The sequence below is a fragment of the Streptomyces sp. NPDC004732 genome, assembly GCF_040609235.1.
In the GTDB taxonomy this organism is placed as follows: Bacteria; Actinomycetota; Actinomycetes; order Streptomycetales; family Streptomycetaceae; genus Streptomyces.
Genome location: NZ_JBEXJR010000019.1, coordinates 21,936 through 38,457 on the forward strand (window position 1 = coordinate 21,936; position 16,522 = coordinate 38,457).

6 protein-coding genes are annotated in these 16,522 nt (G+C 72.3%); 1 reads left to right on the plus strand and 5 read right to left on the minus strand.

Annotation, left to right across the window (positions count from 1 at the left end; translation table 11 throughout):
• Window positions 1-2: 2 nt before the first annotated feature.
• The 4 genes from ABZV77_RS38260 to ABZV77_RS38275 all read right to left on the minus strand — a co-directional run bounded on the left by ABZV77_RS38260 (window position 3) and on the right by ABZV77_RS38275 (window position 11,908).
• The gene (locus tag ABZV77_RS38260) at window positions 3-6,524 is read right to left on the minus strand and encodes a thioester reductase domain-containing protein (protein ID WP_356267393.1); all 6,522 of its coding nucleotides are present in this window, start codon (window positions 6,522-6,524) and stop codon (window positions 3-5) included.
• A gap of 98 nt (window positions 6,525-6,622) precedes the next feature.
• Window positions 6,623-9,850, minus strand: a complete 3,228-nt coding sequence (locus tag ABZV77_RS38265; RefSeq protein ID WP_356267245.1) for an acyltransferase domain-containing protein — start codon at window positions 9,848-9,850, stop codon at window positions 6,623-6,625.
• A 237-nt stretch (window positions 9,851-10,087) separates the two neighbouring features.
• On the minus strand, window positions 10,088-10,702 hold the full coding sequence (locus ABZV77_RS38270; RefSeq protein ID WP_356267247.1) for an SUKH-4 family immunity protein: 615 nt from the start codon (window positions 10,700-10,702) through the stop codon (window positions 10,088-10,090).
• A gap of 183 nt (window positions 10,703-10,885) precedes the next feature.
• Window positions 10,886-11,908, minus strand: coding sequence for an alcohol dehydrogenase catalytic domain-containing protein (locus ABZV77_RS38275; RefSeq protein WP_356267249.1), 1,023 nt, complete (start codon window positions 11,906-11,908; stop codon window positions 10,886-10,888).
• A 327-nt stretch (window positions 11,909-12,235) separates the two neighbouring features.
• On the opposite strand from ABZV77_RS38275, the gene hemL reads away from it, so the two are divergent.
• Complete coding sequence (gene hemL, locus ABZV77_RS38280; RefSeq protein ID WP_356267251.1) at window positions 12,236-13,615, plus strand: glutamate-1-semialdehyde 2,1-aminomutase; 1,380 nt, start codon at window positions 12,236-12,238, stop codon at window positions 13,613-13,615.
• Between the two features lie 28 nt (window positions 13,616-13,643).
• On the opposite strand, the gene ABZV77_RS38285 is transcribed toward hemL, so the two are convergent.
• A complete protein-coding gene (locus ABZV77_RS38285; RefSeq protein ID WP_356267394.1) occupies window positions 13,644-16,445 on the minus strand; it encodes an NHLP bacteriocin export ABC transporter permease/ATPase subunit in 2,802 nt (933 codons plus the stop codon).
• Window positions 16,446-16,522: the final 77 nt, after the last annotated feature.

The window sequence follows — 16,522 nt, forward strand, 5'->3', positions numbered from 1 at the left end:
TCCTAAGGCGTCGGCAGGTAACCCGTCTCGATGAAGTAGTCGATGGTCGCGGCGAGCATCCCCGCGGTCACCGGAGGGCAGGACACGTCGACGGTCGCGAGCGCGTCGCGCGTGGCGGTGCACCCGAAGGCCAGATGGCCGCGTCCCTCGGGGTCCAGGGTGGTCTCGGCGAAGGTTTCGAGGACCGGGTGGGCCGCGTTGTCCGGATCGCCGCCCACCATGTCGGCCCACAGCCCCGGCGGGAGCTCCGCCAAGGCGTATCCGCGGGCGGTGAGGGCGGCGACGACCGCCGCGAACGGCACCCGCTCCGGGTTGGACAGGTGGAACGTCCCGCCGAGCGAATCCCCTTGGCAGGCCAGGGCGGCAACGGCGGCCGCCGCGTGGTCGACGGGCACGATGTCGCTGGTCAGCTCCGTCAAGGGGGCGGCGCCCGCCTGCACACAGCCCTTCACGACGCGCCAGAGCAGGTCGTCCGCCCGGCAGGCCCCCGATTCGTGATCGCCGAACAGCCGGGACGGCCGGTACACCGAGACGGGCAGTCCACGCCCTCGTGCAAGGGCGACCAGCTCCTCCGCCTCCCACAGGCCCTGCTCATGGCCGGGCGGCAGGGCCGAGAACGGGCCGGTCGGCGAAGTCTCCGCCAACGGCTGGCCGTCGGGGCCCGGCTGTGCGAAGACGTCCAGCGCCGAGACGTGGTGGACCGGTACCGTCCGGTGCCGTGCGGCCAGGCGCAGCACTTCCTCGGTCCCGGTCGTGTACGCGGGCGCGAAGGTCCCGGCACCCTGCAGCTCCTCGGCGGAGGCGTCGCAGTGGAAGATGCCGTCGGCCGTCCTGGCCAGCGTGTCGAACTCCGCCTCCGTCAGGCCGAGTTCGGGCTCGGTGAGATCCCCGGGCACCGCGACGAGCCGCCCGGACAGGTCGTCGTCCCGCAGCCGGTAGCGGCGCATCGTCTCCCGCAGCAGTGCCGCGCCTTCGTCGGCGTCGGCCGCAAGGACCAGGCAGTGCAGCGTGGCCGATGTGCGGTCGAGCAGTGCACGCAGCAGGAAGGCGCCGAGGAACCCCGTGCCGCCCGTGACGACCAGGTGCCCGGCGTCCGTCAGGGCGGCGGGGGCCGTGTCCGCGGCGGGCACGATGTCCTCGGCCAGCCGCACGTGCGACTCGGCGGCCGCCTGGGCCGTCGGCGCCGACGTCTCGCCCTCGTCGACCAGGATCGCGGCGATGCGTGCCGCGAGCCCGTCGGGCGTCGGGGTCTGCAGGACGGCGTTGGCCGACAGGAGCCCGGTGAGACCGAGCAGGTGGACGAGCCGGTTGCGGAGTTCGAGCGACGCCAGCGAGTCGAAGCCGAGCGCCATCAGCGGCAGGTCGGTGGCGACGTCGTCGGCGGAGGGCAGGTTCGCGACCTCGGCCGCGTGCCGGGCGACGATGCCGACCAGTTCGGTGTGCCGCTCCTCGGCGGGCAGGCCGATGAGGAAGGCACGCAGCCGCTCGCGCTCTCCCGCGCCGGAGTCCGCGGTCACCGCGCTCTTGGCCTGCCGCAGCCGCGGCGCGTCCCGGACCATGTCCCGGAGCATCGCCGGAACGAGCTGGGCGTCATGGGCCCTGCTCAACTGGATGCGGCAGGGGATGGCGAGGGGGCTGTCGGCGGCGCGGGCCGCGTCGAACAGCGCGCAGCCGTCCTGGGAGTCCAGCGGCAGCAGCCCCCACCGGCCGAGCCGGGCGTGGTCCACCTCGGTCAGCTCCCCGGTCATGCCGGTGCCGAGCTCCCACGGCCCCCAGGCCATCGAGATGCCCGGCAGCCCCTGCGCACGGCGGTGGTGCACGAGTGCGTCGAGGAGCGCGTTGCCCGCCGCGTAGTTGGCCTGCCCCGGTGTGCCGAGGACACCGGCCACCGACGAGTACATGATGAAACCGGTCAGCTCATGGCCCAGGGTCAGCTGGTGCAGGTTCACGGCGCCGTCCACCTTGGCGCGCATGACGCGTTCGATCTGTGCGTCGGTGAGCGTCTCGACGGTGCCGTCGTCCAGGACTCCGGCCGCATGGATCACGGCACCGAGCGGGTGGTCGGCGGGGATGGAGTCCAGGAGCTCGGCGGCCGCGTCGTAGTCGGCGATGTCGCACGCCGCGATGCGGGCGGTTGCCCCGAGCTCGGCGAGCTCCGCGACGAGTTCGCCGGCCCCGGGCGTGCTCTCGCCGCGCCGACCGGCGAGCAGCAGGTGCCGGATGCCGTGCTCCGTCGCGAGGTGCCGGGCGAGCAGCCTGCCGAGGCCGCCGGTGCCTCCCGTGATCAGCACGGTCCGGTCCGGGGCGGCGAGGGGCGGGGCGGTGGCCTCGGTGCGCAGCGGGCCGATGCGTGGCGTGCTGAGGTGGCCGCCGCGGATCGCGATCTGGTCCTCCGGGGTCTGCAGGGCCAGCGGTAGTGCGTCGACGGACGCCGGCTCGTCGTCGACGTCCACCAGGACGAGCCGCCCCGGATACTCGGCCTGAGCCGTTCTGACCAGGCCCCACACCGAGGCGCCCGCAAGGTCGGTCACGTCCTCGTCGGGGGCCGTCCCGACGGCGCGGTGTGTGATCACCGCGAGCCGGGTGGGGGAGTCCCCGGTGGCGCCGAGCCACTCCCGCAGGCCGGACAGGACCTGTCGTACGTCGTCGACGGCGGCGCGGGCCAGGCTCACGGCCGCGTCACGGCCGCCTCGGCCTTCCGTGTCGACGGCCCCGGCGACCGGTGTGATGTCGAGCAGTACCGGACCCGGTCCGGCGGCGGCCGCGGCGGCGTCCGCGCAGATGCCGAACTCGACTCCGGCGTCGGCGAGAAGACGGCCCAGGGCGTCACCTCCCGTGCCGAGGAGCTGGAGGCCCCCGTCGGGCAGGGTGACGTCTGCCGGTGGAGCCAGTGAAGTCCACCGGACGGCGGACAGCGACTGGGCCGTCCCCCGCAGCAGGGACCCGGCAGGCCGGAAGGCCAGCGAGCCGATCCGCCCGACGGCGCTTCCCGTGTCGTCCGCGAGATCGACGGTGAACTCGGTGTCGCCCACCGCCCTGATGTGCGCGCGGACCGCGGCGGCGCCGAACGTGTAGAGGCCTGCTCCCGTCCAGGTGAACGGCAGGACGGCTTCGCTCTTGAGCACGTTCTTGTCGGCCAGTGCGGCGAGGCAGCCGTGCAGCACCGAGTCGGCGAGGGCAGGATGCAGCCCGTACTGCTCGGCGTCCGCCGCGCTCTCCGCGGACAGGCGCGCTTCCGCGAAGTACTCGTCACCGCGCCGCCACAGGCCCTTCAGACCGCGGAACCCGGGCCCGTACGCCAGTCCGGCCCGGTCGGCGAGCTCGTACACGGTGTCCACGTCGACCGGCTCGGCGCCGGTCGGCGGCCACTCGGCGAACCCGCCGCCCGGCGGCTCCCACGACGGGGACAGCACGCCGGTCGCATGCCGGGTCCACTCGCCGATGCCCCCCTGACGGGAGTGCACACTGAGGCCGCGCCTGCCCTCCTCGTCCACGGAGCCGACGGTGAGCTGGACCTGGACGGCGTCGTCGTCGGGCAGCACCAGCGGGGCTTCGAGGACGAGCTCGTCCACCCATTCCGCACCGACCTGTTCCCCCGCCCGCAGGGCGAGTTCCAGGACGGCGGTGCCCGGCAGGACCACCTCGTCGCCGACGCCGTGGTCCTCCAGCCACGGATGGCTGTCGAGCGACAGACGGGCGGTGAACAGGTGCCCGTCCGTGTCCGCGAGCTGCACACCGGCACCGATGAGCGGGTGGGCGGGACGTTCGAGTCCGGCCGCGGAGAGATCGGTCAGCCCGGCACGCGGGGTTTCGCCGAGCCAGTAGCGCCGACGCTGGAAGGGGTAGGTGGGCAGCGGGACGCGGTTCGGCCGGGCGGCGGCGAAGTGGGATTCCCAGTCGACGGGCGCGCCGTGGGTGTGGGCTTGGGCGAGGCTGGTGGTCATGCGGTCGGGGCCGCCGTCGTCGCGGCGCAGGGTGCCGATGACGGCGGCGCTCGCGCCGGTGGCCTCGATGGTGCTCTCCAGCCCGTACGCCATGACGGGGTGCGGGCTGATCTCGATGAAGAGGTGGTGACCGGCGGTCAGCAGATTGCGCGACGCGGCCTCGAACTCCACGGTCCGGCGCAGGTTGCGCCACCAGTAGTCCGCGTCGAGCTCCTCGTGCGAGACGAGTTCTCCGGTGACCGCCGAGACCATCGGTACCGATCCAGCCTGCGGCCGTACGTCGGCCAGCGCGTCCAGCAGTTCGTCCTTGATCGGGTCGACGTGGTTGCTGTGCGAGGCGTAGTCCACGTTGATGATGCGGGCGAGGATGCCGTCGGCCTCGCACTCGGCCCGCAGCTCCGCGACCGCTTCGGGATCGCCGCTCACCGCAACGGATCCCGGGCCGTTCACCGCGGCCACCGACAGACGCGTGCCCCAGCGGGCCGTCCGCTTCCGTGCCTCGGCGGCGCCGAGGCCCAGCGAGAGCATCGCTCCGCGCCCCAGGAGCGGCACCAACGCCCGACTGCGCAGCGCGACCACGCGTGCCCCGTCGTCCAGGGACAGCGCCCCGGCCACGCATGCCGCGGCGATCTCGCCCTGGGAGTGGCCGACCACCGCGGCAGGTTCGACCCCGTGCTCCCGCCACACTTGGGCGAGCGACACCATCACGGCCCACAGCACCGGCTGCACGACATCGACACGGTCGAGCCCCGGCGCTCCCTCCGCCTCCTCCAGTACGTCGGACAGGGACCAGGGAACGTAACGCCCCAACGCCGCACCGCACTTGGCAAGATGATCGGCGAACACGGGGGAGGACTTCGCGAGGGCCGTCGCCATGCCCGGCCACTGGCCTCCCTGCCCCGGGAAGACGAAGACCGGCCGGGCGTCGGCCCATGCGGTTCCCCGCACCACGTCGGGCGAGGTCTCCTCGCGCGCCAACGACGCGAGACCTGCGCGCAGTTGCTCACGTGTGGCGCCCAACACCACGGCCCGGTGGTCGAATCGTGCGCGGGTCACCGCCAGGGAGTGGCCGACGTCCTCGGGGCGCTCGGTCTCCGCCACCGGGAGCAGTCCCGCCGCCTGTGCCTGGAGCCCCGCCTCGCTGCGTGCCGAGACCACCCACGGCAGGAGCGTCGGCCGCGCGGCACCGGCTGCCGCAGCGTCGTCGGAGCCGCGGGATTCCGCTGCCTCCTCGGGCGGCGCCTCCTCGATGATCACGTGCGCGTTGGTCCCGCTTACCCCGAAGGAGGAGACCCCGCAGCGCCGCGGCCGGTCACCACGCGGCCAGTCCACCGCCTTGGCCAGCGGCGCCACCCCGCTGCCTGCCCAGTCCACATGGCGCGAGGGCGACGAGAAGTGCACGAGCCCGGGGAGCACCCCGTGCCGCAACGCCTCCACCGTCTTGATCACTCCCGCCACGCCCGCCGCGGCCTGGGAGTGACCGATGTTCGACTTCACGCTCCCGACCCACAACGGCCGGTCGGCCGGGCGGTCTTCCCCGTACGTCGCTATCAGGGCGCCCGCCTCGATCGGGTCCCCGAGCATGGTGCCGGTGCCGTGCGCCTCCACCGCGTCCACATCGGCGGGCGACAGGTCGCAGGCGCGCAGGGCGTCGCGGATGACCCGTTGCTGCGAAGGACCGTTCGGCGCGGTCAGGCCGTTGCTCGCGCCGTCGGAGTTGACCGCGGAGCCGCGGACGACGGCGAGGACCTGATGGCCGTTCGCCCGGGCGTCGGACAACCGCTCCAGGAGGAGCATGCCCGCGCCCTCGCCCCATCCCGCCCCGTCGGCGCTGTCGGAGAAGGGCTTGGAGCGGCCGTCGGGCGACAGCGCGCCCTGCCGGGACATCTCGGTGATCACACGCGGGTGGCACATCACGGTCGCGCCGCCCGCCAGCGCGAGCGAGCACTCGCCGCGGCGCAGCGATTCGGCCGCCGAGTGCAGCGCGACGAGCGAGGAGGAGCACGCCGTGTCGAGCGTGATCGCCGGTCCTTGGAGGCCCATCGTGTACGCGATCCGGCCGGAGGCGACGCTCCCGAGCTCACCGGTCAGCAGGTAGCCCTCCGCGTCGTCCGGCGGGGACTGCAGCGGGACGCTGTAGTCCTGGTAGATCACGCCCGCGAAGACACCGGTGCGGCTGCCGACGAGTGCGGTCGGGTCGATACCGGCCCGCTCCAGGGATTCCCAGGCGCATTCGAGCAGCAGCCGCTGCTGCGGGTTGATGGCGGTGGCTTCCCGCGGCGTGATCCCGAAGAACCCCGCGTCGAAGTAGGCGGCGTCCCGCAGGAATCCGCCCTCGCGCACATACGTCGTTCCGGCGTGGTTCGCGTCGGGGTGGTAGAGGCTGTCGGTGTCCCAGCCGCGGTCGGAGGGGAACGGCGCGATCGCGTCGCCGTCGGCCGCCACGAGCTCCCACAGGTCGGCCGGTGACATCACGTCGCCGGGGAACCTGCACGACATCCCGATGATCGCGATCGGCTCGGTGAACGTCGCCCGGAGCCGCTCGTTCTCCTTCAACGACTCGCGCAGTGCCTCGACCAACTCGTCAACCGACGTGTTCAACGTGACTCCTTCAAGCATGTGCGATCGCGGAAATGGTCGGCCGACGGCCGGTCGGACAGCCGGTCAGGCAGCCCCGGTCAACTGACGTCAGTCGGGCGCTTCTTGCCCAGTGCCAGCCGCACGAGCTCATCGCTGTCCATGTCGTCGAAGGCGTGCTCGCCGCGGGTCGCGGGCACGGGGGCGGTGGCGGCGCGGTCGGCTTCGTTCGGGCTGGCGAGGCTGTCGGGGCTGTCGGGGCCGAGCCTGGTGAGCAGGTGGTCGACGAGCTCGCGTGGTGACGGGTAGTCGTAGATGAGGGTGGTCGCCAGCCGGAGCCCCGTCACGCCGCACAGCCGGTTACGGAGTTCCATGCCCGTCATCGACTCGAACCCCAGCGCCTTGAACGAGAGGCCCGTCGCAACCTGGGCCGACGCCTCCAGACCGAGCACGGCGGCGATCTCGCCCGCCAGCAGTTCCTGCACGTCGCGCGGGGAGGTGGCGGTGGCACCGGGGGATGCCGTCGCAGGCTCCTGGACGGCGGCCGCCGCGGCGGCGTCGACGACGTCGGCCGAATCCCCGCCGAGCACGGACGCGTCGGGCCCGCTGAGCCAGTAGCGCCGACGCTGGAAGGGGTAGGTGGGCAGGGGGATGCGTCGGGGGCGGGCGGGGGTGAAGTGGGTGAAGTGGGTGTTCCAGTCGACGGGCACGCCGTGGGTATGGGCTTGGGCGAGGCTGGTGGTCATGCGGTCGGGGCCGCCGTCGTCGCGGCGCAGGGTGCCGATGACGGCGGCGTTCGCGCCGGTGGCCTCGATGGTGCTCTCCAGGCCGAAGGCCATGACGGGGTGCGGGCTGATCTCGATGAAGAGGTGGTGACCGGCCGTCAGCAGGTGGCGTGAGGCCGCTTCGAACTCCACGGTCCGGCGCAGGTTGCGCCACCAGTAGTCGGTGTCGAGCTCCTTGTGGCCGACCGGTTCTCCGGTCACGGTCGAGATCATCGGCACGGATCCCTGCTGCGGCCGTACGTCGGCCAGCGCGTCCAGGAGTTCGTCCTTGATCGGGTCGACATGGCTGCTGTGCGACGCGTAATCAGCGTTGATGGTGCGGGCACGGACGCCGTCGGCCTCACATTCCGCCTGCAGCTCCGCGACCGCTTCGGGATCGCCGCTCACCGCAACGGATCCCGGGCCGTTCACCGCGGCCACAGACAGACGCGTGCCCCAACGGGCCGTCCGCTTCCGAGCCTCGGCGGCGCCGAGGCCGAGCGAGAGCATCGCTCCACTGCCGGACAGCGGCACCACCAGCTGGCTGCGCCGCGCCACCACGCGCGCTCCGTCGTCCAGGGACAGCGCCCCGGCCACGCATGCCGCGGCGATCTCGCCCTGGGAGTGGCCGACGACCGCGGCCGGTTCGACGCCGTGCTCGCGCCACACCTGGGCGAGCGACACCATCACGGCCCACAGCACCGGCTGCACGACATCGACACGGTCGAGCCCGGGTGCTCCCTCCACCTCTTCCAGTACGTCGGACAGGCACCAGGGAACGTATCGCCCCAGCGCCTCACCGCACGTGGCGAGGTACTTCGCGAACACGGGGGAGGACTTCGCGAGGGCAGACGCCATGCCCGGCCACTGGCCTCCCTGCCCCGGGAAGACGAACACGGGCCGGGCGTCCGGTGCTGCCGTTCCCCGCACCACATGGGCGGACGGCTCTCCGCGAGACAACGACGCCAGTCCGGAAAGCAACGGCTCGCGCCCTGAACCGAGCACCACTGCCCGGTGGTCGAACCGTGCGCGCGTCACCGCCAGTGAGAGGCCGACGTCCTCGGGGCGCTCGGTACCGGCCACGTCGAGCAGCCTTGCCGCCTGCGCCCGCAGCCCCGCCTCGCTCCGTGCCGAGACCACCCACGGCAACAGCGTCGGCCGCGCGGCACCGGCCGCCGCCGCGTCGCCGGAGCCGCGGGCCTCGGTCGTCTCCTCTGTCTCCTCTGTCTCCTCTGTCTCCTCTATGTCTTCGCGTGGCGCCTCTTCGAGGATCAGGTGCGCGTTGGTACCGGCCACGCCGAAGGAGGAGACCCCGCAGCGTCGCGGGCGGTCCTGCCTCGGCCACTCCACGGTCTTGGCCAGCGGTGTGACCCCGCCCCCTGCCCAGTCCACGTGGCGCGTGGGCGACGAGAAGTGCACCAGGCCGGGGAGTACCCCGTGCCGTAACGCCTGCACGGTCTTGATCACTCCGGCCACGCCCGCCGCGGCCTGGGCGTGACCGATGTTCGACTTCGCGCTCCCGACCAGCAACGGCCGCTCCGCCGGGCGGCCGACCCCGTACGTCGCGATCAGGGCGCCCGCCTCCGCCCGGTCACCGGCCCTGGTCCCCGACCCGTGTGCCTCCACGGCGTCCACGTCGGTGGACGAGAGACCGGCGTTGGCGAGCGACCGGACGATCAGCCGTTCCTGGGCCGGGGCGCTCGGTACGACCAGGCCCTCGGTCGCGCCGTCGGAGTTGACCGCGGAGCCGCGGATCACCGCGAGGACGCGATGGCCGTTCGCGCGGGCATCCGAAAGGCGGGTGAGCATGACCATGCCCGCGCCCTCGGACCAGACGGTGCCGTCCGCGTCGGTGGAGAAGGGCTTCGGCCGGCCGTCCGGCGCGAGCCCCTGCTGCTTGGTGAACTCGGTGAAGAACCCCGGCGTGGGCATGACCGAGACGCCGCCCGCCAGCGCGTGGTCGCACTCCCCGGCCCTGAGTGCCTGCACCGCGAGGTGGATCGCGACCAGCGAACCTGACGAGGCGGTGTCGATCGTGATCGCAGGTCCGACGACGCCCAGCGTGTAGGCGATCCGGCCGCTGATGGCACTCGGGATGTTCCCGGTGAGCATCAGCCCGGAGGACGCTTCCGGCGCCAGGTGCATCGGTGGCCCGTACTCGGTCGAGAGCCGCGCCGCGAACACGCCCATGTTCGTCCCGCTCACCGACAGGGGATCCAGCATCGCGCGTTCACAGGCCTCCCACGACACCTCGAGCAGGATGCGCTGCTCGGGGTGCATGGCGACTGCCTCCCGCGGCGAGATGCTGAAGAACGAGGCGTCGAACTCCGCGGCATCGAGGAATCCACCGCGGTCCACCGAACTCGCACCGGCCCGCGCGGGGTCCGACCGGAGGCGGTCGACGTCCCATCCGCGGTCAGCGGGAAAATCAGAAATTGCCTCGGAATCCGCCGTCAGGAATTCCCACAGTTCGTCGGGGGTCGTAATGCCGCCGGGGTACCGGCATGCCATCCCGATGATCGCGATCGGTTCCTTCGCAATACCGCGCGCCGCTAAATCGGACATCGTCACCTCCTACCGGAGTCAACCCCAAAAGGGCTGTCGACTATGTATGTGCCGTAGCCATACGTGGCGTGGCCATTTTGAGGCTAGGGACACGCGCTGCGGAGGGTCAACCCGGCTCTTGGGCGGGATTGGCGTCGCTTTAGAGAGGCGTCATCACCGGGCCGGAACAAGCCAGTTGGAGAAGGATGGGTGTGACCTGAATGGACCCCATGGGACTAGGTCATTGGCCCTACGTCTTCAAGCAGTCGGAAAGCCATCGCCTGTGAAGTGCTGGCCCATGGCGATCTCCTCGCTGAGCACCGACCAGACGGTGTCGTCCTCCCCGGAATCGTCCTGGAAAGGCAGCGGGTCAATGCTGCTCGTCTCCTGGCGGATGCGCTCGACCTCGCACTCCAGGCGCTCGAAGTCGGCTTCCTCGTCGTCGCCACCGCTGAAGGTGAACTCTTCGAGCAGGCGCTGGAGCCGGACGGCGACCTGGACGAGGGAGGAGACGTCCGCGTGGAGTTCCTGCCCGGTCTGCTCGTCGGGGTCGAAGGCGTACACCTTGCCGGAACCGGGGTCGAGGGCGATGTGGGCGTTGAGCAGCCAGCCGAAGACGGGCCATTGGCCCGCGTCCTGCGGAGCGTCCTCGAAGTCCTCGGCGTCGACGACGTCCTGGACGAGGGGCAGCAGGCCGGAGTCCTCGTCGGGTTCACGCAGGTAGAAGGTCCCGGTCGGGACGCCGACGGTCTGCAGGAGGCGGGCGCCCTCGGTGTCCGCGGCGGAGGGCGGGAAAGCGGTGGCGGGCAGAGTGGAGAGCCCGTCCTCGCCGAAGATGCCGGTGACCTCGCTGCGGGTGACGTCGAAAAGCACTGCCGGAACTCCGAACTCGGCGGCGACATGGGCGCCGTGGGACTCTCAGTGGGCGGAAGCGGCGAGAATAGCAGCGTTATGGATCATGCCGCTTCCGGCGTCCTCGATTCCGCCCATTGTCCGACCCGTCGCCGCGCACATCGCGACGCCGCGCGGCATGCCGCGATTCGGCGCGCAACAAGCTTACGCAGAAGGCGTGATGACGACCTTATGGCCGGTGCGGCGCTGCGCATCGGCGAATGCGGCGGACGCGTCGGCCAGCGGTACCTGGGACGAGACCAGGGGGTCGAGCGCCACGACACCGCGCGCGGCCAGATCGATGACGCGCGGGTACACCTCGCCCATCCGGCGCACCATGGCGACGGTCAGCTCCTTGCCGCGCGCGAGCGAGGCACGGAACGTCGTCGTGTCCGAGCCCGGTATGCCGCCGAGCACCACGCGTCCGCCCGGACGCACGCACTCCATGGCGATGTGGACCGCGTCGTCGTTCCCCGCCATCTCGAACGCGACGTCGACGCCGTACGCGGAGAAGTCATGGACGGAAGTGTCGCCGTCGGCCGCCCCGGAGTCCGGCGTCGGGTCAAGGACTTCGTCGGCGCCCCACTTGGCCGCGGCCTCGCGCCGGTGCGCGAGCGGTTCGACCGCGATCAGGCGGGACACCCCGGCGGCCCGCAGGAGCTGGATCAGCAGCAGACCGAGCGGCCCGCAGCCCACGACCGCCGCCGTGCCGCCGAACGGCACCTGTCCCAGGTCCATCGACCACAGCGCGACGCCCAGGGGTTCCAGCATCGCACCGCCCGCGTCGGACACCGTGTCCGGCAGCGGGTGCAGCCGGTGCGCGGGCCACGGCATGACCTCGCGCATCATCCCGTCCGTCACTCCGTGCCCGGAGAACACGATGTTGTAGCAGAGGTTCTGGCGGCCTTCCCGGCACGCCCGGCACGCCTCGCAGGGGAACGCCGGGTCGATCGCGACCCGCTCCCCGCGCCGTGGCCCGGTCAGGATCTCCCCGGCGCCCTCGTGCCCGGGCACCAGCGGTCGGCTCAGCTTCGCGTCGCCGATCGCGCCGTCCTCGTACCAGTGCAGGTCCGATCCGCAGATCCCGATCGCGGTCACCCGCACCAGGACCTCGCCCGCCCCGGCCTCCGGCGCGGGCTCGTCCCCGACGCGCAGGTCCCCGATTCCGTGCAGCCTCGCTGTCAGCATTCGACCGACCGTAACGAGAGGTCGGTGTAGTGTCCACGGGACCCGGCGATTCAAGTCAGCGCGGGCCCTCGGGGAGCCGTTCCGCGAGGCCGTGGTCAAGCTCGCCACCAGCGACGCCGGTGCGCCGGACGCGGGGTCACCAGGCGGGGGAGCGGGCTCGGCAACCTGTCCGAAAGTGACGGCTGGGGCTGTTGTTGCTCCACCCGTGTTCCACCGCCACTCCATCCGTGCTCCACTCGCGCGTTGCCCGAACTGGCCTGCTCAGTAAGGAAGTTGACGGCGTGCCGCTGCGCGTGACGGCATCGGGCGCCGTCCTAGACTGACTGCATGGCTGCTCCAACCAATTCCCCCGCCTCGCCCGCTCCGACCGGCGGGACGAGCAACGAGTCAGAGTTCGCCCGGGCCCGGAAGGTCATCTCCGGCGGGGTCAACTCACCGGTGCGGGCGTTCGGCTCGGTCGGCGGTGCGCCCCGCTTCCTCGTCTCCGCCTCCGGTCCGTACGTCACCGACGTCGAGGGGAGTGAGTACGTCGACCTCGTCGCCTCCTGGGGGCCCGCGATCCTCGGTCACGCCCACCCGGAGGTCGTCTCCGCGGTGCAGGACGCCGCGGCCCGCGGGCTGTCCTTCGGCGCCACGACCCCGGCCGAGACCGAGCTCGCCGAGCTGGTCGTCCGACGGCTCGGCGGCACTCGTGCGACCGGTGGCCTCATCGACGAACTGCGGCTCGTGTCCACCGGCACCGAGGCGACCATGACCGCGATCCGCCTGGCACGCGGCTTCACCGGCAGGCCGCTCCTGGTGAAGTTCGCCGGTCACTACCACGGGCACTCCGACGGCCTCCTCGCGGCCGCGGGCTCCGGCGTGGCCACCTTCGGCCTGCCCGCGTCGGCCGGTGTCCCCGAGCCGATCGCCGAGCAGACCCTGGTCCTGCCCTACAACGACCCCGACGCGGTGCGCGCCGCCTTCGCGGCCCACCCGGGACGCATCGCGGCCGTCATCGTCGAGGCGGCGGCCGCGAACATGGGGGTCGTCGCGCCCGATCCCGGATTCAATGCGGCCCTCGCCTCCATCGCCCACGAGCACGGCGCCCTGCTGATCCTCGACGAAGTCCTCACCGGGTTCCGGGTCGCGCCGGACGGCTACTGGGGCCTGGAGAGGACGCGCGCCGCCGAACTGCCCTACGACGTCGACCTGGTCACCTTCGGCAAGGTCATCGGCGGCGGCATGCCCGTGGCCGCGGTCGGCGGCAGAAGCGACGTCCTGGAGCACCTGGCCCCGAACGGGCCCGTCTACCAGGCGGGCACCCTGTCGGGTAACCCCCTGGCCGTCGCGGCCGGGCTCGCCACGCTGCGGCTCGCGGACCAGGAGACCTACGCCCGACTCGACCGGGTGAGCGGCACGCTGCGGGCGGCGGTGTCCGAGGCGCTCACGAAAGCCGGTGTCGCCCACACCGTCCAGTCCGCAGGCAACCTGTTCTCCGTCCTGTTCGCCCCGGAACCGGCCCGGGACTACGAGGCCGTACAGGCGCAGGAGACCTTCCGGTTCCCGCCGTTCTTCCACGCCCTGCTCGACCGCGGCGTCGCCCTGCCACCGAGCGTGTACGAGGCGTGGTTCGTCACGGCCGCCCACGACGACCGCGCGGTGACCAGGATCCTCGACGCGCTTCCGCACGCGGCCCGCGCCGCGGCCGAGGCCCGCCCCGCATAGCGGCCCGCACCACTCGGAACAGCGGGCCTCACCGCAGCTGCCGCCGCACCAGTTCGTGCAGCCGCCCGCCCGTATCGGCCAACAGCTGTGCGGGCGGGCCCTGCTGCACGACGCGGCCCTCCGCCATGACGACGACCCGGTCGGCGTCCATGACGGTGGAGAGGCGGTGGGCGATCACGATGCGCGTGGCGTTGAGGGCACGAGTGCTGTCGATGACCGTGCGCTGCGTCTCGTTGTCCAAGGCGCTCGTCGCCTCGTCGAAGAAGAGGACACGCGGGCGGCGGATCAGGGCCTGGGCGATCATCAGGCGCTGGCGCTGGCCGCCGGAGACCGCCCCGCCGCCGGAGAGCATCGTGTGCAGGCCCATCGGCATGCGCTTGATGTCCTCGGCGAGCCCCGCCATCGCGGCGGCCTCCCACGCCTCCTCCTGCGTGAACGACTCGGCGCCGCAGATGCAGTCGAGGATCGACCCGGTGAGCGGCTGGGCGTTCTGCAGCACCACACCGCACTGGCGGCGCACTGCCGACTGGTCCAGGGCCGACAGGTCCTGTCCGTCGTAGAGCACGCTGCCCGAGACCGGCTCGTCGAAGCCGATCAGGAGCCGCAGCAGCGTCGACTTGCCGCAGCCGCTTGGGCCGACGACGGCCACGAACTCGCCGGGCCCGATCGCCAGCGACACGTCATCAAGGACCAGCGGGCCGTCGTCGGTATAGCGGAAGGACAGGCCGCGCGCCTCGATCCCGCCCCGCAGCTCGCCCGGCTGCGTGCTGCCGGAGCGTACTTCCGGAGCCTCGTCGAGCACCGGCTTGATCTGCTCGAACATCGGGAGCACCGAGGCTGCGGAGATCAGCGCGCCGGTGAGCTGGGTGACGGACGTCAGGAGCATCGTCACTGCGGTGCTGAAGGTGAGGAACTCACCCGCGGTCAGGCTCCCGCGTGCCGGGCCCGCGAGCAGTACGAACATGACGAGCGTGCAGAGCGGCAGATAGACGGCGTTCAGGACCGTGGTGACGTTCTTGATGCGGCCTGCCCGCTGCTGCAGCTCCCTGCTGCGCGCGAACTCGCCCGCCCAGGCCGCGTACGCGAAGCTCTCCGCGCCCGCCACCCGGAGCTTGGGCAGCCCGCGCAGCGTCTGGAACGCCTGGTTGTTGAGCTTGTTGCCGAGCTCCACCAGGCGCCGCTGCCAGCGCAGTTCCCACAGGCCGAGTGTGAGGAACACGGCGGCGATGACGGCCAGCATCGCCAGCGCGGCCAGGGCGAGGGGGACGCTGTAGAACAGCAGCAGGACCAGGTTCATCGCGCCGACCGAGCCTGCCTGCAGCGCGACGGGGCCGATCCCCGACAGGATCCGGCGGATGGCACTGACGCCCATGGCCGCGCTCGCCAGCTCGCCGGTGGAGCGCGCGGCGAAGAAGCGCGTGGGCAGCCGCAACAGCCGGTCCCAGACCGCCGGTTGCAGCGTGCTCTCCATACGTCCCTCCATCCGCAGCACGGTGAGGTTCTGGAGCAGCATGAACGCCGCCGAGACGATGCTGGTGATCATGACGGCCAGGGACACCTGGACGATGAGGCTCTTCTCGGCGTTCGGCACGAACACCCCGAGCACCTGCCCCGTCGCGATCGGCACCAGAGCCCCGATCGCCACGGTCACCAGACCGGCGAGCGCGAGGTTGCGCACATCGCCGCCGGTGCCGCGCAGGCTGAAGCGGAACAGCCGCCACGGCGTCAACGGCCGCTCGGGCAGCGGCCGGTAGAACATGACGCCCTGCGGTTCGAACTCGTCGGCGTTGGCCGCGTCGATGCGGGTGCGCCGCCCGGACGTCGGGTGCACCGACTCGTAGCCGCCGCGCCGCCACAGCAGTGCGACCGGCGCACCGCTCGCCGCACGGTGCCCCACGAGCGGGCCCGCGTTCTCACGCCACCACCGCCCGTCGAGCCGGACGGCGCGGGTGCGGATCCGCGAGGCCACCGCGACCTGCTCCACGGGATCGATCCGGTCGCTCACCGCACCGCCCTCCGCTGCGCCGGACAGCGTGATGCCCGCCGCCCCCGCGACCAGTCGGCAGGCGGAGTACGTCGCGTCGGCACCGCCGCCGGACTCCGCACGGCGCGCACCGCGCCGCCCCGAGCGGCCGATGGAGGCGATCAGCGTCCGGTCGGCCTGCTCACGGACGCTCTCGCCCGCCTTGATTCCGGCGGCCGTACGGTCCTCGTGGGCCCGCTCCAGGCGCTCGATCCACCGGTCGAGCGTGGCGAGCAGCCGGTACTGCTGGTTGACCATCCGCTGCCACATCGCGGCGTCGACGAGCAGATCGCCCGCGGCCTCCGCGCTGTAGGCGGCGCCGTACTGCACGCTGCCCGGCGCCACCGGCATCCAGAGGATGTCGTCGTCGGCCACGGCGTCGTTGGGGTCCTCACCCATGGTGCGGCCGTCGAGCGGCGCCTCGAACAGGACCCGGTGGCCGCGTCCGATGCCGAGCGCGAAGGCGTGCTCAAGCAGGCTCAGGGCCGCATCCTGGGTGTCGTACTGGCTCGGGTACTGCTGCTCGTAGGACCAGGTGTCGCCGTAGTCCGGGCGGTACAGCTCGCGCAGCGGGATCCGGCGCAGCTCGCAGCCCTGGAGGGGGCGGCCGACGAGGGTGTGCTGGGGGCCCTCGACCGGGCCGAGGAGCAGCGTGCCCGGTTCGAGGCGGCCCAGGTAGTGCCAGTGGCCCTGCTGCACGGCGTCGACGGCGAACAGGTCGAGGGCACCGGCCACGACGAGCCACAGCACCTGCGGGCCTTCCAGGTGCACGCTGCGCAGCCCCGTGCAGTCGGCCGGGGTGCCCAGCGCGTTGAAGGCGACGGCGACCGGGTCGGCTGTGTCGGCCGTGTCCCGCGGGTATCCATGCTGTTCCGGTACGGAGG

Excerpts from the sequence above, each read along its gene's own strand:
- ABZV77_RS38275 (WP_356267249.1), bottom strand. The coding sequence starts at position 11,908 with ATGCTGACAGCGAGGCTGCACGGAATCGGGGACCTGCGCGTCGGGGAC.
- ABZV77_RS38265 (WP_356267245.1), bottom strand. The coding sequence starts at position 9,850 with ATGTCCGATTTAGCGGCGCGCGGTATTGCGAAGGAACCGATCGCGATC.
- hemL (WP_356267251.1), top strand. The coding sequence starts at position 12,236 with ATGGCTGCTCCAACCAATTCCCCCGCCTCGCCCGCTCCGACCGGCGGG.